General features: G+C 71.0%; 14 protein-coding genes. 6 read left to right on the top strand and 8 right to left on the bottom strand.

What is annotated here, in order from left to right:
* Positions 1 to 208 precede the first annotated feature (208 nt).
* Together ACZ7SW_RS24710 and ACZ7SW_RS24705 are read left to right on the top strand one after the other, a co-directional pair.
* The gene (locus ACZ7SW_RS24710; RefSeq protein WP_470232732.1) at positions 209 to 1,114 is read left to right on the top strand and encodes a hypothetical protein; all 906 of its coding nucleotides are present in this window, start codon (positions 209 to 211) and stop codon (positions 1,112 to 1,114) included.
* A gap of 52 nt (positions 1,115 to 1,166) precedes the next feature.
* The gene (locus ACZ7SW_RS24705; RefSeq protein ID WP_470232731.1) at positions 1,167 to 1,868 is read left to right on the top strand and encodes a DUF4333 domain-containing protein; all 702 of its coding nucleotides are present in this window, start codon (positions 1,167 to 1,169) and stop codon (positions 1,866 to 1,868) included.
* A gap of 82 nt (positions 1,869 to 1,950) precedes the next feature.
* Here the strand turns inward: ACZ7SW_RS24705 and ACZ7SW_RS24700 are convergent, their stop codons facing one another.
* From ACZ7SW_RS24700 to eccCa, 5 genes are all read right to left on the bottom strand, one after another.
* On the bottom strand, positions 1,951 to 2,241 hold the full coding sequence (locus ACZ7SW_RS24700) for a WXG100 family type VII secretion target (RefSeq protein WP_406640596.1): 291 nt from the start codon (positions 2,239 to 2,241) through the stop codon (positions 1,951 to 1,953).
* 62 nt (positions 2,242 to 2,303) lie between these two features.
* Positions 2,304 to 2,627, bottom strand: coding sequence for a WXG100 family type VII secretion target (locus ACZ7SW_RS24695; RefSeq protein WP_009072357.1), 324 nt, complete (start codon positions 2,625 to 2,627; stop codon positions 2,304 to 2,306).
* Positions 2,628 to 2,868: 241 nt separating this feature from the next.
* Positions 2,869 to 3,228, bottom strand: coding sequence for a hypothetical protein (locus tag ACZ7SW_RS24690; RefSeq protein ID WP_470232730.1), 360 nt, complete (start codon positions 3,226 to 3,228; stop codon positions 2,869 to 2,871).
* A gap of 10 nt (positions 3,229 to 3,238) precedes the next feature.
* On the bottom strand, positions 3,239 to 5,257 hold the full coding sequence (locus ACZ7SW_RS24685; protein WP_470232729.1) for a type VII secretion-associated protein: 2,019 nt from the start codon (positions 5,255 to 5,257) through the stop codon (positions 3,239 to 3,241).
* Positions 5,258 to 5,297: 40 nt separating this feature from the next.
* Complete coding sequence (gene eccCa, locus ACZ7SW_RS24680; RefSeq protein WP_470232728.1) at positions 5,298 to 9,314, bottom strand: type VII secretion protein EccCa; 4,017 nt, start codon at positions 9,312 to 9,314, stop codon at positions 5,298 to 5,300.
* 329 nt (positions 9,315 to 9,643) lie between these two features.
* Between eccCa and eccD the strand changes: the two genes are divergently transcribed.
* Together eccD and ACZ7SW_RS24670 are read left to right on the top strand one after the other, a co-directional pair.
* Entirely contained in the window at positions 9,644 to 11,044 is a 1,401-nt protein-coding gene (gene eccD / locus ACZ7SW_RS24675) for a type VII secretion integral membrane protein EccD (protein WP_470232727.1), read from the top strand.
* 8 nt (positions 11,045 to 11,052) lie between these two features.
* Positions 11,053 to 12,711 carry a S8 family serine peptidase gene (locus ACZ7SW_RS24670; RefSeq protein ID WP_470232726.1) on the top strand — a complete coding sequence of 553 codons (1,659 nt, stop codon included), beginning with the start codon at positions 11,053 to 11,055 and terminating at the stop codon, positions 12,709 to 12,711.
* Positions 12,712 to 12,848: 137 nt separating this feature from the next.
* Here ACZ7SW_RS24670 and ACZ7SW_RS24665 read toward each other — a convergent pair whose 3' ends face one another.
* From ACZ7SW_RS24665 to eccB, 3 genes are all read right to left on the bottom strand, one after another.
* Complete coding sequence (locus ACZ7SW_RS24665) at positions 12,849 to 13,907, bottom strand: WXG100 family type VII secretion target (protein ID WP_470232725.1); 1,059 nt, start codon at positions 13,905 to 13,907, stop codon at positions 12,849 to 12,851.
* On the bottom strand, positions 13,904 to 14,212 hold the full coding sequence (locus tag ACZ7SW_RS24660; RefSeq protein ID WP_470232724.1) for a hypothetical protein: 309 nt from the start codon (positions 14,210 to 14,212) through the stop codon (positions 13,904 to 13,906). Before ACZ7SW_RS24660 ends, ACZ7SW_RS24665 begins: the two co-directional genes overlap by 4 nt.
* A gap of 90 nt (positions 14,213 to 14,302) precedes the next feature.
* On the bottom strand, positions 14,303 to 15,934 hold the full coding sequence (gene eccB, locus ACZ7SW_RS24655; RefSeq protein WP_470232723.1) for a type VII secretion protein EccB: 1,632 nt from the start codon (positions 15,932 to 15,934) through the stop codon (positions 14,303 to 14,305).
* An 807-nt stretch (positions 15,935 to 16,741) separates the two neighbouring features.
* Here eccB and eccE point away from each other — a divergent pair.
* Together eccE and ACZ7SW_RS24645 are read left to right on the top strand one after the other, a co-directional pair.
* On the top strand, positions 16,742 to 17,974 hold the full coding sequence (gene eccE, locus ACZ7SW_RS24650; protein WP_470232722.1) for a type VII secretion protein EccE: 1,233 nt from the start codon (positions 16,742 to 16,744) through the stop codon (positions 17,972 to 17,974).
* Entirely contained in the window at positions 17,971 to 18,690 is a 720-nt protein-coding gene (locus tag ACZ7SW_RS24645; RefSeq protein WP_470232721.1) for a hypothetical protein, read from the top strand. The genes eccE and ACZ7SW_RS24645 overlap by 4 nt, the downstream gene beginning before the upstream one ends.
* The last annotated feature ends 9 nt before the right edge of the window (positions 18,691 to 18,699 follow it).

Here is an 18,699-nt window from a genome sequence, read left to right as displayed (position 1 = left end):
GCGCTGACGCGCCGCAACGCACAACGACATATGAAGATACCCCTGTGGTCCCGCCAGTTGTGCAGCGGGGGTGCGAAGGCGCCTCGTCGGCCGGTCACAGCGTACCTGACCGGTTCCCGGAACCACCACGCCGCCGCGCGGGTCGTACCAGGATGAGACGATTCCGACGCGCGGCCGCGCGAGCACGACGAGCATCTGGGGACTGCAGTTGAAGACACGAGCGAGGACGATCCGAGCCGTACGGACGGCGGGAGCCGTCGCCGCCGTGCTGGCTCTCGCGACCGCGTGCGGGCAGGCCCGCGCCGGCACCGCGCTGCCCGACGGCGACCAGGCCGCCGCGTACGTCGGCGCGAAGTTCGAGAAGGCCATGGCGAAGCTCGGGGACACGATCGTCGACCCGCGCAACGTGACGAACTCGGCGGACCGGTACTTCAAGTTCGACGACAAGTACCTGCACAACATCGTCACCTCCGCGCGCACCGGCAGCCCGGAGAGCCGCATCGTGCACAACCGGTCGCAGAAGAACCCCAACGAGTTCCTCGACTCGTTCACCCCGGCCGAGGGCACCGTCGAGTATCTCTACCTCGGGCCGGCCTACAAATCGCTCGCGCCGACGCCGTGGGTGTCGATGCCCAAGCCGGAGGCCGGGCTCGTCCAGCCGTGCGCGTGGGGCGGGGTGCAGATCGCGTGCAAGATGGGCGACTCGGTCGACAGCTCGTACAAGGCGGACAAGAAAGCGCTGCGCGGCGCGAAGAGTTCCGCGGACGGCACTGAGCAGCTGACCGTGAACGTGCCGTTTTCGATCTTCCTCGACCGGCGCGTCGAACTGCTGCCGGACAAGCTGGTCAACCAGGTCGGGCCGGAGCTGCGCAAGGCCGTCGTGCCGAGCACGATCACGCTGAAGCCGGACGGTTCGCTCGCCGAGTTCACGATGGCGGCCAAGTTCGAGGGCGACGGGCACAAGGTCGAACTGCGCTACGACTTCAAGTTCACCGGCGAGGCCACCGCCTCGGACCTGCCGACGGTTCCGGACGCCTCGCAGGTCACCGTGCTCGCGGACGACGCGGCCAAACAGGACTTCTACCGCCGGCTCGGCGAACTGCAGGGGCGCTGATGCGCACTCTCCCGCCGGCTCCCGCGCCCATCGAACCCCGAGGTGACCTCCGATGACCCAGCCTCCCGACCAGCAGCCGCAGGGGCAGCCGCAGTGGTGGCAGCCGGGGACGAACGCGCCGCAGCAGCAGGGTTACCCGTCCGAAGTGGACAGTTCCGGCTGGCAGGGCGGGCAGCCAGCGGGCGGCCAGTGGGCGCAACCTCCGGCGCAGCAACAGTTTCCGCAGGCGCAGTATCCGCAGCAGGGTTATCCGGCGCAGCCGTACGGTCAGCAGCCGAGCCAGCCGTACGGCGGGCCCGGGCAAGCGCACAGCCAGCCGACTCCGGCTCAGCCGCAAGGCCAGCCGGGACAGCAGCCGTCCGGAAATCCTTACGGCGGCGGGTTCCAGCCGTCCGAGTACGGCGGGCTCGGCGCGTTTTCCTCGGCCAAGCCAGGGAAACCGCGGTCGAAGAAACCGTTCCTGATCGGCGGCGCGGTCGTCGTGGTGCTGGCCGCCGCGGCCGGGATCTCGTGGGCGACCGGGGTTTTCAGCGGGGACACTTTGGACCAGAAGTCGTTGCAGGACGGCGTTTCCAAGGTGCTCAACGAGAACTACGGCGAGCCGGACGTGAAGAACGTCGCGTGCCCGTCGGGGCAGACTATCGAGAACGGTGCCACGTTCGACTGCACGGTGCAGGTCGGCGGGCAGCCGAAGAAGGTGACCGTGCGGGTGCTCAACGACAAGCCGGAATACTCCGTCGGCGCCCCGCACTGAGCGGCGCGATTCCTTTCCCGCACACGAAAACGGCGGGCCGACACCCGAAGGTGTCCGGCCCGCCGTGGTTTCGGAGCTTGGCTCAGAACAGGTTCTGCACCGAGCGGTCCGTCGCCTGGTAGCCGTCCGCGATCTGCGGCAGCACGGCGGCGATCTGCGCCAGAAGCTGGGTGAACTCGTCGAACTTCTGGTCCCACTCGTTCTGCGCCTGGATGTACTGGTCCTTCGCTTCACCGGTCCAGCTGTGGGTCAGCGGGTTGAGGTCGCTCTTCAGGTTGTCGAAGAGCGTCTTCAGCTCGCCACCGGTGGAGGTGCAGTCCTCCGCGGCGCGGTGGATGGTACCCGGATCAACAACAATGCGGCCGTCAGGCATGTCGAACTCCTGTCAGAAGAATGAATGAGGAAAAAGCCGAATCTGAACGGAAAAGAACTGGATCAGCCGAGAACGCCGAAACCCTTGTTGAGCGAGTTGATGTGCTCGTGCTGCGCCGCCTCGCTCTTGGCGTAGGTGGAACCCGCTTCCTGGAGCAGCTCACCGATGCGGTGCAGCGCGTCGTTCAGGCCGCGACCGCAGTCGTCGAAGCGGCGCATGACGTTGTCGAAGGCACGCTGCGCGTCGCCTTCCCAGCCCGCGCGGGTCGCTTCGATGTTGGAGCGCAGGTCGCTCAGGTTCTTGTTCATCCGGCTGGTCGCGTCGACGACGCGCCCCTCTGCCGCGGTGAATTCCTTCGGATCCCCAGTGAAACCGCCAGCAGCCATGGGAGCTACCCCCTTCGTCAGTGGTTGTGCGCGCCGGCTGGTGTTTCCGGCACTGCACCTACGACGAAGACATTGCCAGTTCGGTTCACACTTGTCGCGACTTCTTCGCAAGTAGTTGCTTGCGGAAACGCCGGATCAGGGAACCGCGGGGCAACGGCCGGGTGAACGGTCTCCACGCACCCCGGAAAAAACCTTGTCCACCAGCGTGGTTAGCACACGCACAGCCGGTTCCCGGAATATTTCAGGAGTCCCGGCTCATGATTCGCGACTGCGAAAAGTCCTCGTCCTCTTCACTCGTCCGTGTCTGTTCGGGCGAAATCTGGGGACGAACGGGAACCGGCTCGGGAGCGGCGGGTTCCACCGGCATCGGCAATCCGCGGGCCGCGCGGAACCGGCGGGCGGCCCCGCGCAACGCGGACGGCGCGGGTTCCGCGGCTCCGGAAAGCCGTCGCCTGCCGAACTCCTTCAGCAGTTCCCGGTTTTCGCCGCGGCGCCGTTCGCTGCGCGCGAGCGCGGTGCCCGCGACCCGGCGCGAGAAGGTGACGGCGTCCTGGCCTGCTCGGGTGAATGCCGCTGGCGCGGATTCCGGTTCGGAGGCCACGGGAACTCCTTCAGCTGGTGATCTTCAACGTGCGCACCACCTGCTCGCACGCGGCGTCGACGCGCTGCTGCACCGCCGGCGATTGGTACTGGCAGCCGACGTGCACGCGGATCCGCCCCTGTACGAGCACATACCAGCGGACGGTAATCCGATCCGGTTTGCTCTCGACGTAGCCGATCACGCTCCGGCCACCGTAGGTCAGATCGGGGCGGAACGCAGTGTAGTTCGCGTTTCCGCTGACCCCGGATTGCAAAGAATCGACGAGCTTCTGCCGGTCCGCGGTCGCGTCGTAGTCCATGACGAACTCCTGCGCGAGCACGAGATCGTTGCCCCGCTCGGCGTCCTGCGGGTGCAGGATCACTTGCCGGTCCGCGACCTCGTCGGTGGTTTGGACCCAGTCGCTCGGCGCGACGAGGCTGAAGTCGTATTGGGAAAACGAGCGGCCCTGATCGGAGCCGTTCCCGCTGCTGACGAAGTACCCGACCCCGCCCGCGATCAGCGCCACGACCGCCACCACCGCGGCGATCAGCCACAGCCGGCGACGCTTCTTCTCCTTGCCGCCGGAACCGCTCGACGCCTCCGCGGCGGGCGCGGAGAATATTCCGTTCCCGGAACCGTTCTGCCCCAACGCGTTCTTGCCCGGTCCGGTCCGCAGTGGACTCGGGCCAGCGGGCGTTACCGCACCGAACGGCGCGCTTTGCGGTCCCCTGACCGGATCGGCGGGCGAGAACCCGCGCGGCGGCAATGGCTGCCCCGGACCGTTCCGCGCGTTCGGCACCGGCGGCAGGCCGCGCCGGGTCGGCGCGTCCCCGCGGACGATCTCGGTGCGATGCTCGGCTTGCCCCGGGATCGACGAACCGGGCACCACTCCGGTGCGGTCCGGTTCCAGCAGCACCGCGCGGAGCGCGCCGCGCGCGACGACCGTCTCCGGCTGGTCCAGGCTCGTCGGCACCACACCGGTGCGCTCGTGCACCAGCCGGGAGATCATCGGGATCCGGCTCGAACCGCCGACGAGGAAGATCGCCGCGAGCTGCTTCGGGCGCAGGCCCGAATCGGCGATCGCGGCACTGGTCAGCTCGACCACGCGGCCGAGCGGAGCCCCGATCAGCCGTTCCAAGTCCACTCGGGTCACGTGCGCGTCCGCGAACGGCGGCGGCAACGGGACATCGGTGTACGTATGCCGCGACAGCGTCTCTTTCGCACCGCGGACGTCCTGGCGCAGCACCCGGCGTCGCCGACGCTCAGCCAGCTCCCGGCCCTCGACCAGCTGCTGCCACGCCTGCGGATCCGTGCCGGACACCAGCGACCCGACGTGCTCCAGCAACGCCTGGTCGATGTCCGCCCCGCCGAAGCTCGGGTCGCCCCGAGTGGCCAGCACCTGGAACCCGCCCCGCTGCGGCGGCGCGCCCGGCACTCGCGCCGCGCGCGCGGCCTCCGGCGACCGCTGGACGACGCTGACGTCGACCGTCCCGCCGCCGAGATCAAGCACCGCCAGCGCGTCGCCAGGACGGCCGGAAAACTCGACCGTCCGATCGCCCGGCGAAGCTTCCGGGGCGAAGGTGGCCGCGTGGTACACCGCCGCGGCCACCGGTTCCGGCACCAGCGCCACCTCGCGCGCCAGCCTGCCCGCGGCCTGGCGCAGCAGCCGGGTGCGGATCGCGCCCCAGTCCGCCGGGTGGGTGAGCACCAGCAGGTCCACCTCGGCCTCGCCCGCGACGCGCCGCGCCTCCGCGACCGCCCGGTCCAGCACCGCGTGCACGACGTCGATGACCCGCAGCACCGAATCGCCGAGCAGCAGATCGCCCTCGTCGATCCGCCGCTTCGGATTCGGCTCGTACCGCGACGGGTCGACGGCCGCCTGCCGCTCGGCCTCCTGGCCGACGAACAGCGTGCCGTCGGACGCCGCGTACACCGCCGAGGACATCAGCGGATGCCCGTCGACCACCACGACCTGCGGCTCGCGGCCGTTGACCGACACGACGACGCAGGTGCTCGAGGTCCCGAAGTCGACCGCGACCCGCACCGTCACCGGGCACCCCTTCCGTCAACCGCGACGGCGCCCCGGCCGGTCAGTCGGGCTGGATCCACGACACCTGCACGAGCTGCTTCCCGTTCTTGCGGCTCAGCATGTTGCCCCGGCCCGGCGGCATGGCGCTCGGCCGGATGTTGCCGATCAGGTTGCCCTCGTCGCGCGAACCGTTCATCACCATGCCGGTGGCCGCCAGCTCCTTGAGCTTGCCGATGATCGGGTCGTACGCCGCCCGCGACGCACCACCGGTGCGCCGGACCACGATCAAGTGCAGGCCGACGTCCTTCGCCTGGGCGAGGAACTCCGAGAGCGGCTTGAGCGGGTTGGTGGACTGCGTCGCCACCAGGTCGTAGTCGTCGACGAGGATGAACAGCTCCGGACCGGTCCACCAGGACCGCGTCTTCAGCTGTTCCTGGGTGACGTCCGGACCCGGCAGCCGCCGCGTCATCGACCCGTGCACGTCCTGGACCATGCTGTCCAGCTGCGCCGAGGAAACGGCGTAGCCGAGCAGCGCGTCGCCCTCGAGGAACCCGAGCATCGTGCGCCGGTAGTCGACCAGCAGGATCACGGCCTCCTGCGGCGTGTAGCGCTCGGTGATGCCGCGCGCGATCTGCCGCAGCAGGTTCGTCTTGCCGGACTCGCCGTCGGCGAACGCGAAGAAGTGCGGATCCGCGTCGAAGTCCAGGTAGATCGGCTGCAGGTCTTCCTCGTTGACGCCGATCGGGACCAGCTTCGTGTCCCGCTTCTGGTCGATCCGCAGGACCTCTTCGTAGGTGATCATCTCCGGCAGCAGGCGCACCTGCGGGGCCACCCGGCCGCGCCACGCCCCGCGGATCTTCGCGACCGCGTCCGCGACGCCCGCCGCGACCGTCTCCGGATCGCTCGACCCGTCGATCCGCGGCAGGCCGGTCAGCAGGTGCAGCTTGTCGCGGGTGAGCCCGCGTCCCGGCCGCCCGGCCGGGACGTTGACCGCGATCCGGCGGTCCATTTCGGACTCCGTCGGGTCACCGAGGCGCAGCTCGAACCGCGTGCCGAGCATGTCCTTGATCGCCGGCCGGAGGTCGGCCCACCGGTTGGCCGAGATGATCACGTGCACGCCGTAGGCGAGACCCTGCGTGGCCAGCCGCGTGATCGACGTCTCCAGCTCCTCGAAGTCGTCGCGCAGCGCCCGCCAGTTGTCCACGATCAGGAACGCGTCGCCGAAGGCGTCCTGCTCCGGCGTGATCTCGCCGCGGCGCTTCCGGTTGCGGAACTCCGTCATCGAGTCGACGCCCAGCGCCCCGAACCGGCCTTCGCGCTCGGTCAGCAGCGTGGTCAGCTCGGCCACGATCCGCCGCGCCTTGTCCGGCTCGCGCCGGGCCACCGCGACCCCGCCGACGTGCGGAAGGTCGGCGAGACCGGAGAGGGTACCGCCACCGAGGTCGAGGCAGTAGAACTGCGCTTCCTCGGGGGTGTGGGTGAGCGCCATCGACATGATCAGCGTCCGGAGCATGGTCGACTTGCCCGACTGCGGACCGCCGGCGATGACGCCGTGGCCCTGCGCACCGGCGAAGTCCGCCCACAGCAGGTCGCGCCGCTGCTCGTACGGCCGGTCGACGATGCCCATCGGCACCTGCAGCCTGCCGTTGCCGAAGAACCCGACCGGGGAGAGGCCGCGGTCGTCGGTGGGGTTGAGGTTCGGCAGCATCGTGTCGAGCGAGTTCGGCTCGTTCAGCGGCGGCAGCCACACCTCGTGCGCCGGCGGGCCCTGCCCGACCAGGCGGCTGACGATGACATCCAGTTCGCTGGGCTCGACGGCCTCTTCGGACTCCTGCTTCTTCGGAGCCTCTTCCTCGAAGACCGGTTCCGGCTCGGGTTCCTTCGGCAGTTCCACGAAGTCCGGCACGAACAGCTGCGGCCGCTTGTCCGCGCGCACCACCGTGGCGGCCGGCCCGGCCGCCTTGATGCCCGCGGGCCGGTACGGGCCCGAGACGTAGGAAGCCTTGAACCGCACCAGGGTCGAGGTGTCGTACTTCAGGTAGCCGCCACCGGGGACCGACGGCAGTTCGAACGCGTCCGGCACGCCGATCGCCGCGCGGGACTCCGCCGCGGAGAACGTCTTGAGGCCGATCCGGTAGGACAGGTGCGAGTCGAGACCGCGCAGCTTGCCCTCTTCCAGCCGCTGCGACGCGAGAAGCATGTGCATCTGCAGCGACCGGCCCAGCCGGCCGATGGCGACGAACAGGTCGATGAAGTCGGGCTTCGCCGCCAGCAGTTCGGAGAACTCGTCACAGACGATGAACAGCGCGGGCAGCGGGTCGAGGTCGGCACCGTTTTCGCGGGCCTTCTCGTACTCCCAGACGTTCTTGAAGTTGCCGCCGTTCTTCAGCGCTTCCTGGCGGCGGTTCATCTCGCCCGCCAGTGCGTCCTTCATGCGGTCGACCAGCGTGACCTCGTCCGCGAGGTTGGTGATGACCGCGGACACGTGCGGGGCCTTGTCCAGCCCCAGGAACGTCGCGCCGCCCTTGAAGTCGACAAGGACGAAGTTCAGCGTGCTCGACGAGTGCGTGGCCAGCATGCCCAGCACCAGGGTGCGGAGGAACTCCGACTTACCGGAACCGGTCGCGCCGATGCACAGGCCGTGCGGGCCCATGCCCTCGGCCGCGGCTTCCTTGATGTCCAGCTCGACCGGCTGGCCGTACTCGCCGACGCCGAACGGGACGCGGTAGCGGTCGCGGATCGGCCGGGGCCGCCACGCCTGCTGGACGTCGAACGTCATCGGGTCGCCCGGGATGCCGAGCAGTTCCAGCAGCGACGGGTTGGACAGCAGCGGCTCTTCCTCGCTGACGTCCGTTCCGCCGCCCCCGCCGACGCGGTACGGCGCGATGAGCCGGGCCAGCGCCTCGACCTCGACGACGCTGAGCTTGTCCGGACGGCCGAACCATTCGACCCCGCCCGCGCTGCGCGCGCCGAGCCGGTCCTCCTCGACCACGAGCCGGAGGCCGCGCCGGGCGGCGAGGTTGCCGACCGAATCGGAAAGGTCGACCAGGGTGACGCCGACCAGGCCCTCCTCGAGGATGATCTGCTCCTCGCGGGTGACCTCGGCGTCGTCCACGATGATCACGATGTGCGGCTGGTCCGGGGCGGGCGTCGCGTTGCGGGAGAACCGCTGCCGGTCGCGCAGTTCCTCGTCCAGCCAGTCCTCGATCTGCTTGAGCGAGCCGGCCATCATGCGCAGCTGGCCGATGCCGTCGGACAGCGTGGGGTGCTGGGAGTGCGGGAGCCATTTCGCCCACTCCCACTCCTCCTTCGCCCGACCCGCGGTGGCGACCGCGATCATCACGTCGTCCGGGCTGTGGAAGGCGACCAGCTGGGCCAGCATCGCGCGGGTCAGCGCGCGGGTGCGGTGCCGCTCGCCCTGCATGCTGACCGCCGCGAACCCGCGGAGGGTGATCTGGGTGGGCAGGTCGGGCACGATCGAATGCGCGCGCACGAACCGGCGCAGCGCGAGGGTGGCGATCGGCTCCAGTTCGTCCACCGGGCCGGTCTGGGGCGGGACCAGCCGGGTGGCGAGGCGGTGCGAGCTGCGGCCGACGCGCAGGTGCAGGAAGTCCTGGTCGTTCTGCCTGCGCTCCCACATCCGGCGGCTGGCCGCCAGCGACCACAGCGACTGCGGGTCCGGGTGCACCCATTCGAGAGCGGCGCGCTGGTCGACCATCGCCTCGCGGGCGCGGTCGCGCATCTGGCCGAGATACCGCAGGTAGTCCTTGCGGTCCTCGTCCATCTCGGCCTTCTTCTGGCCACCGCCCTTGCCGCCGCCTCCGGCGAGCATGCCGACGGTGCCCATCAGCATCATGCCGCTCATCATGATCGTGGTCGGGTTTTTCGCGCCGCCCGCCGTGAACATGAAAACCATCATCCCGAGCGACGCGAAGATCATCACGCCCGGAATCGCCTTGGCGACAATGCTTCCCGGGATCGTGCGGGGCACCTCGGGCGGCGGCTCGAGATGCACCTCGCCGCCGGGCGGGCGCGGCGCGGCCAGCCGCGGCGACTTCTTGAACTGCAGCGTGCTCATCTCGAAGGACCCCTCTATTCCTGCTCGACGCCTGCACCCGGGTGCGCGGGACAACCTATCGAACGTCGCCCCGGAAATCCGGCCAACTCCAGGATCGGCATCTCGCACCCCCTCCGCGGGCCCCCGGCGGGGCCCGTCCTCCCAGTGCGCCCGAGTGTAAGGACCACCACCGACAGTTAACGGACCAGGCGGACGAACCCACTGGTCGGTCTGGCCTAAGCGGGCCGGTACGGGTATTTTCGCCGACGATTTGCGGACACGCGCTGAAACCTGTCCCCAGGTTCGGTATAAGTTCCCCCGGGAGCTGACTTTTCAGAGCGGGGGATCTAGTGGCAACGGGCACGACGGTATTCAGCAGGGTCACGGTGGTCGCACCGACGACACGCATCGACGTCGCGCTTCCGGCCGACGTGGCGGTGGCCGACCTGCTGCCCATGCTTCTGGAGATGGCCAAGGAGGTCACTCCGGACGGCGGGGCCCGGCACGGCGGGTGGGCGCTGGCCAAGCTCGGCGACGCGCCGCTCGACCCGAGCCGGACGCTCGCGTCCCTCGGCGTGGTCGACGGCGAGCTGCTGCAACTGCGCAAGCGGAACGAGAATCCGCCGCCGCCGATGTACGACGACGTGGTCGACGCCATCGCGGAGGCCGACCCGGACACCTTCCGTCCGTGGACGAAGGAGACCGCGCGCCGGTTCGGCCACGTCGCGGGCGGGCTAGCCCTGTTCTTCTCCGCGCTGGCGCTGTTCTTCAGCGGTTCCCTCTACGGCGGTTCCTCGCTCGGCCCGGCGATCGCGGGCGGCCTCGGCGCGATCGCCTGCGTCGCGGTCGGAGCCACGCTCGCCAAGGCCTACCAGGCCGAGGCCACCGGCGTGCTGATCGCGTCGGCGGGCGGTCTTCCGCTGGCTTTCGTGAGCGGGTTCTACATCGTGCCGGGGCTGTCCGTCCGGGCGAACCTGCTGCTCGGCGCGGTGCTGGTGCTGATCGTCTCGGCGGTCTGCATCCTCGTGGTCGGCGCGGGCATCCGGGTCTTCATCGCCACCGCCACCGCCGGCGTGTTCGGCTCGCTCGCCTTCCTCGTCGCGACGCTCGTGACCAACGCCGACACCTCGTCGGTCGCGGCGGGCACCGTCGCCGTCGCGCTGGGCTGCATCTCGTTCCTGCCGCGCGCCACCATCTGGCTCGCCAAGCTGCCGCTCCCCTACGTGCCGAGCACCGCCGAGGAGCTGAAGGAAGACACCGGCTTCCCGGACTACAAGGCGATCGAGCAGCGCACCGCGGTCGCGCACGACTACATGACCGGCCTGATGATCGGCTGCGGTGCCACCACGGCGGGCGCGGCGGTCCTCGCGGCCACCGCGCCGAACGTCTTCGGCGTCATCCTCGGCGTCGTCGCCACGCTGGTCCTGCTGCTGCGCGCCCGTGCCTACGCCAACGGCGCGCAGGCCATCGCGCTGCTCACCACCGGCATGGTCGCCGCGGCGGGCATCCTGCTCGGCTGGCTGTTCTTCTCCGCCACCGCCGAGCAGCGGCTGCTGTACGTCTTCGGCGCGCTGATCCTGATCGCCGCGGCCGCCCTCGTGGTCGGCGTGGTCTTCCCGGACCAGCGCTTCTCGCCGCCGCTGCGGCGCACGGTGGAGATCATCGAGGCGATCTGCATCGCTGTGGTGCTGCCGCTCGCTCTCGGCGTGATGGACCTCTACTCGACGCTGCGCCACCTCAACCTCAAGTGAGCCGCGCGATGGGCTCCCGGCGTTCCTTCCCCCGCAGGCTCGGCCTTCCCGGCCGCGCCGGGGTGGCGCTGTTCGCGGCCGGGCTCGGGCTGCTGTCCCCGTTCGCCGCCGCTCCGGCGTCGGCACAGACCGCGAACGCTCCCGCGGGCACCTGGGCCACTCCGCCGCCGCTGGGTCCCGGCGACGCGCCGCCCGCCGACGGCCACGGCCCGGACACCCCGTACAAGAAGAAAAACGACTGTGTGCAGCGCAGTCTCGGGCAGAACGTCGAGATCAAAGGTCGCCCGTGGGGCCAGGACTACCTGCAGCTGCCGAAGGCGCAGGAGATCGTCCGCGCGGCGACCGGATCGGTCGGCGGCGACCAGAAGGTCGCCGTCATCGACACCGGCGTCACGCCGCATCCGTGGTTCCAGGGCCGGGTGGAAAGCGGCGGGGACTACGTCGCGAAGCCGGACAACGGCGCTCCGGAAGGCCTGCAGGACTGCGACGGCCACGGCACCGAGGTCGCCGGGATCATCGCGGGCAACCCGCAGGACCCGAACGTCGGCTTCATCGGCGTGGCCCCGGACGCGCACATCGTGTCCTACCGGCAGCTGAGCGAGAACTACTCCAAGGACGACAGCCCGCAGCAGCCCTCGTCTCCCCCGGCGGGCGGGACCGGCCAGCCGCCCGCGGGCAGCAGCAACAGCCCGCATCCCCCGGCGGGCAGCAGCAACAGCCAGCTCCCCCCGTCCTCGGGCGGCGGCACCGGCAGCGGAAGCGGCACGTCGGCGCAGCAGGACAACAAGGGCGACAACCGGGATCTGGCGAAACAAGGCACCGCGGGCACGCTGAACACGCTCGCCCAGATCATCCGCGGCGTCGCCGACCGCGGCGGGATCGGCGTGATCAACATGTCGGTCGACCACTGCCGCGCCGGTACCGCGCCCGGCGACATCCAGGACGGCGAGCGCAAGGTCCAAGCCGCGGTGCACTACGCGGCCGAGCGCGACATCGTGGTCGTCGCGGCCGCGGGCAACGTCTCGGAAAACTGCCCGCAGAACGACCAGGCCGACCCGAACAAGCCGAAGTCGGTCGTCACGCCGCCGTGGTTCTCCGACGACGTGCTGTCCGTCGGGGCCATCCAGGAGGACGGCGGGGTCGCGCCGTTCAGCGTGCACGGCCCGTGGGTCGGCGTCGCCGCGCCGGGCACCAAGATCGTGTCGCTCGACCCGGCGGAGCACTCGTCCGGACTGGCGAACCTGACCATCGCGAACGGCAACCCGTCGCCGATCCAGGGCACCAGCTTCGCCGCGCCGTACGTGGCGGGCGTCGCCGCGCTGGTCCGCTCGATGTACCCGCACATGAACGCGCGCGACGTGGTCAAGCGGCTCAAGGCGACCGCGCAGCACCCGGCGGCTCCGGGCGGGCGGGACAACTTCCTCGGCTACGGCGTGATCGACCCGGTGGCAGCGCTCACCGCGAACCTCCCGGGCGACACCGGCAATCTCGCGCTGCCGAAGCCGGTGGTGCAGGAGGCCAAGCTGCCGCCCGCCGACGGCGTCAGCTCCACGCCGATGATCGTCGCGCTCGCCGGCACCGGCGGCGGGGTGGCGGCGCTGCTGATCACGCTGTTCGTGGTGCACACGATCCGGCGGAACCGGTCCGGGGCACCGCCTCCGCGATAACCCGGGCACGAAAGAGGGCCGCTCGCCGCGATCACCGCGGAGGGCGGCCCTCTTTGTTTGTCCACAATGGAGAGTGCCCGGTTCCGGGCACGGAAAAGGCCGCTCGCCGCGGAGATCGCGGCGAGCGGCCTTCCCGGTCATTTTCCGGGTTTCGGCGGCTTCCCGTCCTTCTCCGGCCGCCGCGCGGGCGGGTCCTGGCCGATCACCGGAGGAGTCACCTGCGCGGGCTCGCCGAAGATCTCGGACGTCTTCGCCGCCGTCCGCTGCCTCGGCTTGTGCTGCGAACTTCCGCCGCCACCGCCTCCGCCGCCCATTCCGGCGAAGCCCATCATCGGCATCATCGACGTGCCCGAGCCCTGATTCGCCGCCGCGGACTGCGGGGCCGGGGCGACCGGCTCGACCGGCGGGAGGCCCGCCTGGCCTTGCTCCAGCCGCGGATCGGCGGCGGTTTCCTTGCCGTGATGGGAAGTCTCCGCGGCGGACGGGCTCACCGAATCGTCCGAAGAGGACGCCGAAGAGGCCACTGTGGACTCCCCCGCCGCGGCGTCGGCCGACGGACTGGTCCCGGACGCGGCACCCGCCGGGGCGCTCGCGGGCCCGTCAGCGTCGTGCAGGCGGAACTGCTCCGCCGGATAGTGGTGCCGCAGCTCGATGCTCGACGGGCTCCCCGCCGGAGCGTCCACCCCGGCGCACAACCGGCCGAACTCGCGCAGCACGTCCTCCGCCGCCTCGTGCAAGGACTTCAGCGACTGCTCGGTCTCCCGCATCTGCGAACGCGCCCGCGAAGCGCCGCCGCTGGGCAGCATCGCCGATTCGGACAGCAGGTCAGCGGCGTCGACCAGCACCTCCTCCGCCGCGCCCGCGATCTTGCGCAGCGATTCGGTGAGCTGGTCGATCGAACCGGCGAGCGCGTCGAGCGCGTCCTCGGCCCCCTCGCTCGCGGCGCGAATTTCGCCTAGATAGGCGACAAACGCGTCCGCGTCGGGCCCGGACCACGACGCGTCGATCCGGCCGAGGTCCTCCGCGAGGTCGGTGGACACCCGGGCCGCCGTGCGGGCCGCGGCGCGCAGGCTCTCGGCCTCCGCGTCCAGTTCCTCCCAGCGGCCGGTGAGCGGCCGGTAGTAGGTGGCGACCGGATCGGTCACGCCCAGCTCGCGCGCGAGCTCGGTCACGTACGCCACAGACGGCTCCGTCACGAGATCCTCCCGGCGCGCTCGATCCGCTCGCCCGCGTCGGCGTCCCGCTCGGTGTGGCCGGTGGTGAGCTGCTCCAGCGCCGCGGTGACCGACCGCAGCGCGGCCACCCCGGCGGTGAGCTGGCCGCGCAACGCTTGCGAAGCCCGCGCGTACGACTCCGGCACGCCCAGGCGCGCGGCTAGCTCGCCGTACGCCTCGGCCGTAGTCGCTCCCGCGCCCACCTCGCCCGCGGCGGTCTCCAGTTCGTCGGCCGCCCGCGCGACTTTCGCCGCGTAGCCGCCGACGACCGCGCCGTCGATCCGCACGGCGCTTGTTCCCGGACTGCTTCCCGGCGCTGCCACGTTCGTCCCTCCGCTCACCCGGCTATGTCCGAGTGTGACGGACGGAACCCGCCGTCAGTTCCCGGCAGGTTGCTGCTGTCCGGCCGCCTGCGGTTTGTACGAGCCCGCGTTCGGGTCGATCGGCACCGAATCGAACTGCTTCATCACGTTCTGCACGTTCAGCGACGCCCCGGTCGGCAGCAGCCCGATGATCGACTCCGGGGCCGGCAGCCGGTTGTTCAGCCCCAGCTCGTCCGCGGTCGCCGCGTCCGGCACGCCGTAGCGGATGCCGCGGTCGGAGATCAGCTGGATCGGGCCCTTGCCGAAGGTCGCGCTCGATTCGGTGGCCGACTGCACCACCGCGCCGTACCCGGTCGGCATGTAGAACCCGGTGATCGGCACGCCGTTCGGGCCGGTGTTGCCGACGCTGATGATCTTCGAGGTGCCGTCGGCGTTCTTCTCCACCGGGATCTGCTTGTTGATGTAGACCGAGGTGTGCGCCTGGCTGTGGTCGGCGTTGAGGGTCCAGCCGAGGCACGCCACCGGCGAACCCTGCGTGGCGTCGAGAACGGTCGGGACGACCTGCGGGTAGTTGTCGACCTTCACGTAGCCGGAGTCGCCCTGCTGCAACACCTTGACGTTGTTGATCTTGTCGAGGCCCAGCGTCGGCGTGGTGGCCGTGCCGCCGCTCTTCGCCGTGCGGACGATGTCCGCGACCGCGGGCGACACCTTCTGGATGCCGTTCTTCGCGATGAGCCAGAACTCCTGCGCCCCGCCGGTCGGCTGGGTCGAGAAGACGTTGCCGACGGTCAGGCCGTCGAAGCTGCTCGAGGGCGTCGTGCCGTCGCCGTCCACCAGCGGCGGGGTCAGCTTGGTGACCTCCGGGATCGCGTTCAGGAGGGCCTGGGACACCTTGCGCGACTTCGACGGCAGCTGAAGCGCGGACCGCACCGGGTCGTTGGCCCCGGACGGGACCTCGGCGCGCACGGTGTTCGAGTTCGGCCGGCTCTGCGTCGCGGGCAGCCGGTAGATGAGGTACGTCTTGCCGTTGCCCGCGTCGCCGAGCAGCGCCTGCTTCTCCTGCAGTTCGCTGCCGAGCTTGTCGATGCCGGCGATCACGTCCGTGTTGGTCTTGTTCGCCGCGTCCTGCTGCGGCAGCGACGGGTCGAGCACGACCTCGTCGCAGACCGCCCAGTTGGGAGTGGTCCGCTGGTCCGCCGACGGCAGCAGCTGCGGACCGTCCGGGATGCCGGTGAGCTTCTCGCGCGGCATGTTCTTCAACTGTTCATCGGAGACGACAGTCGGGTTCTTCGCCTCGGCCGCCTGCGGCTGGCCGCCTTGGCCGCCCTGCTGTCCCTGGCCGCCCTGCTGCTTCTGCGCCATGAGGATCAGCCGCGCCGACGCGAGGTTGAACGTGGGGATCAGCCGTGCCGGATTCCCGGTGACGACATACACCGTGCCGGACTGCTCGCCGATCACGATGTTGTCCGACGACGGCACCGCGGGCGCGGGGCTCAACAGGCCCCACAGCACGAAAACGACGGCGCCCAGCACACCGAGGATCACGCCGACCGCGGTCGCGCGCCCGTGCGAGCGCATCGGGTCGTGCAACATCACCGCGTCGCGGCGGACCAGCGCGGACTGCATCCTGCGCAGGACGAACTTGTATGCCTGAACCTGAGACTTAGTCGTGGGTGTTGATGGCATTCTCGACCTACAGTCCTCCCCGTCGCGGTACGGTTCCGCAGGATAGCCGTACGGGGACCGTCTGGTGTGGGGTTTCTACCAACTCCGGTTAGGGTCAGGCATCCCGGGACCGGCTTTCCGGGTACGCAGCACTCACGAGGGGAAGAGAACGCGCGGATGTCCGTCAGCACGCCTCCACGTCCGCCTGGTCCGCAGGGACCGCCACCGCCTCCCGGGGGACGTCCCCCGGGTCCGCCGCAGCGGCCCGGCAGAACCGGCGGACCCGGTGCGGCTCCCGGCGGACCCGGCATGCCTCCTCGTACTCCCGTTCCCGGCGGGCCTGGCGGTCCCGGCGGACCTGGCGGCCCCGGACGGCCCGGCGGACCGGTCACTCCCGGACCCGGCGTTCCGAAGCCCGGCGCGCCTGGCCCCAAGCCTGGCGTCCCCGGCGGTCCCGCGGGTCCCGGCGGACCGGGCGGGCCTAAGCCTGGCCCTGGTGGACCGGGTGGTCCCGGCGGCCCTGGCGGACCTGGTGGCCCCACCGGCCCGCGCACTGGACGTCCTGGCGGCGGCGGACCCGGCGGTCCGCGTCCAGGCGGTCCCGGGGGCAATGGTCCCGGTGGTCCCGGTGGTCCCGGCGGCCCAGGCGGTCCCGGAGGCGGCGGCCCCGGTGGTCCGGGCGGCCCTGGCGGCGGCGGTCCCGGCGGACCGGGCGGTCCCGGAGGCGGCGGACCGGGTGGTCCCGGCGGCCCTGGAGGCCCGAGCGGCGGCGGCCCCGAAAACAGCGAACCCGCACCGACCGGTGGCGCCACGGCGACCGCACTCCGGATGGCCCCGCCCTCGCGGCGGCGTTCCGGCGGCATCTCGCTCGGCCCGCTGCCGGTGGTCAACCTCGTCGTGCTGGAAGTCGGCGTCGCGATCGGGCTCGTGCTGCTCGCGATCAACATGCAGCTCAAGTACGTCGCGATCGGCGTCGCGGCGTTCGGCCTGATCCTGGCGTTCCTGCGCGTCGGCGGACGCTGGTTCACCCAGTGGCTCTCGCTGACGCTGCGGTACCGGTTCCGCTCGCACGGCCGCGTCGCGACCCCTCCGCCGCCGACCAGCATCGAGGAACTCGCCGAGGAAAGCGCCGTAACCGGCCCGGAGGACGCGCGCGTCAGCCTGCTGCGGCTGGCGGTGCCGGACCTCGTGGTGGCGCACGCCGTCGACCACGAACGGCAGGAAGTCGGCATCGCCTGGAACGACGGCACCTGGACCGCGGTCCTGCTCGTCGAGCCGATGCCGGCGATGATCTCCCAAGCAGGCGGCGCGCCCAGCCTTCCGCTGTCCGCGCTCGCGCCGTGCCTGGAAGACCGCGGCGTGCTGCTGGACTCCATCCAGATGATCTGGCACAGCTACCCGGGTTCGGCCGCGATGCCCGCGGACGCCCCGGCGCTCAGCTCCTATCTCGAGGTGCTCGGCCCGCTGCCCGCGGCCGCCCGCCGGACCACGTGGATCGCGGTCCGGCTCGACCCGCGGCGCTGCCCCGAGGCGATCCGGGAACGCGGCGGCGGCGTCGTCGGCGCGCACCGCGCGATGATCGGTGCGCTGTCGCGGGTGCGCAACGCCCTGGAGTCCCAGGGCGTGCCGACGCGGCCGCTCGACCCGGACGAGTTGTTGCGCGCCAGCATCTCGGCGGCCGAGCTCACCGCGGTCGCCGGTTCGAACGAGAAGGTCAGCCTGCAGGAGAGCTGGACCGGCGTCACCGCGGCCGGCATCGGGCACTCCAGCTACGCGATCACCGGCTGGCCCAAGGGCAAGATCAGCGGCAGCCTCAACGGGCTCACCAGCGTGCGCGCGCTGTCCGCGACGGTCGCCATGGCGATCTCGCCGTCCGCCGACGAGGGCCGCATCGGCCTGCGCGGCGTGGTGCGGCTCAGCGCACGCAACCCGCGCGAGCTGGACGCGGCCGACCAGCGGCTGCAGAGCATCGCGGAGCGGCTGGACGTCGACCTGACCCCGTTGAAGGGCATGCAGATCTCGGCATTCTCCGCGACGCTGCCGATCGGAGGGACCGCATGAGCACGCGAGTTCGGGACGCTGGGCAGAACTCAGGTGTCGCCCCGGAATTCACGGTCGACCCGGCCATGCTCGACGCGATCAGCCCGTCCGGCGACCGCGGCGGCGTCGTCCTCGGCTCCGGCCTCAAGGGCGAACCGCTGACGGTGTCGGCACTGCGCTCGCAGCCGACCCGCATCGTGCTCGTCGGCGGCCTCTATCTGGCCCGCCAGGTCGCGATGCGCGCTTTGGCGACGGGTGCCTGGGTGGTCGTGGCCACCGGTCGTCCCGCGGCGTGGCAGGTGCTGCAGCAGGCGGCCGGAAGCCGCGACGGACGTCCGTCGCCGCTGGTGCAGATCCGCCGGCTCTCCCCGGTCGAACTGCCGCGCCCGTCCGAGGACGCCCCGCTGCTCGTGGTGACCGACGGCGGCCCGACCCCGCAGGACCTGTTCCCGCCCCGGTCGCCGTGGCAGACCACGGTGTACGTGCTGCCGTACCTGCACCCGCAGGCAGGCACCACGGCGAACGCGGCGGACCTCGTGCTGATGCAGCGGCTGCCCGCCGGACAGGCCGAACTGGCCGCCCGGATCTGGCGGCTGCCGCCGCAGATGATGCGCCAGCTGACCACGCTGAAGGACGACCAGGTCGTCGCGCTGGGCACGAACCTGTGGCGTCCGCTGCGGCTGGTCACGACGCAGAAGGAACAGCAACTGCTCGGCCCGGTTCGCCGGGGCGACTGAGAACCGCCA

This window comes from Amycolatopsis sp. NPDC114484, from assembly GCF_055633755.1.
This window is presented reverse-complemented; position numbering and strand designations above follow the sequence as displayed.

Bases quoted from the DNA above. Each gene is read 5' to 3' on its own strand.
- ACZ7SW_RS24705 (WP_470232731.1), top strand. From the start codon at position 1,167: ATGACCCAGCCTCCCGACCAGCAGCCGCAGGGGCAGCCGCAGTGGTGG.
- ACZ7SW_RS24700 (WP_406640596.1), bottom strand. From the start codon at position 2,241: ATGCCTGACGGCCGCATTGTTGTTGATCCGGGTACCATCCACCGCGCC.
- ACZ7SW_RS24695 (WP_009072357.1), bottom strand. From the start codon at position 2,627: ATGGCTGCTGGCGGTTTCACTGGGGATCCGAAGGAATTCACCGCGGCA.
- eccCa (WP_470232728.1), bottom strand. From the start codon at position 9,314: ATGAGCACGCTGCAGTTCAAGAAGTCGCCGCGGCTGGCCGCGCCGCGC.
- ACZ7SW_RS24670 (WP_470232726.1), top strand. From the start codon at position 11,053: ATGGGCTCCCGGCGTTCCTTCCCCCGCAGGCTCGGCCTTCCCGGCCGC.
- eccB (WP_470232723.1), bottom strand. From the start codon at position 15,934: ATGCCATCAACACCCACGACTAAGTCTCAGGTTCAGGCATACAAGTTC.
- eccE (WP_470232722.1), top strand. From the start codon at position 16,742: ATGGCCCCGCCCTCGCGGCGGCGTTCCGGCGGCATCTCGCTCGGCCCG.
- ACZ7SW_RS24645 (WP_470232721.1), top strand. From the start codon at position 17,971: ATGAGCACGCGAGTTCGGGACGCTGGGCAGAACTCAGGTGTCGCCCCG.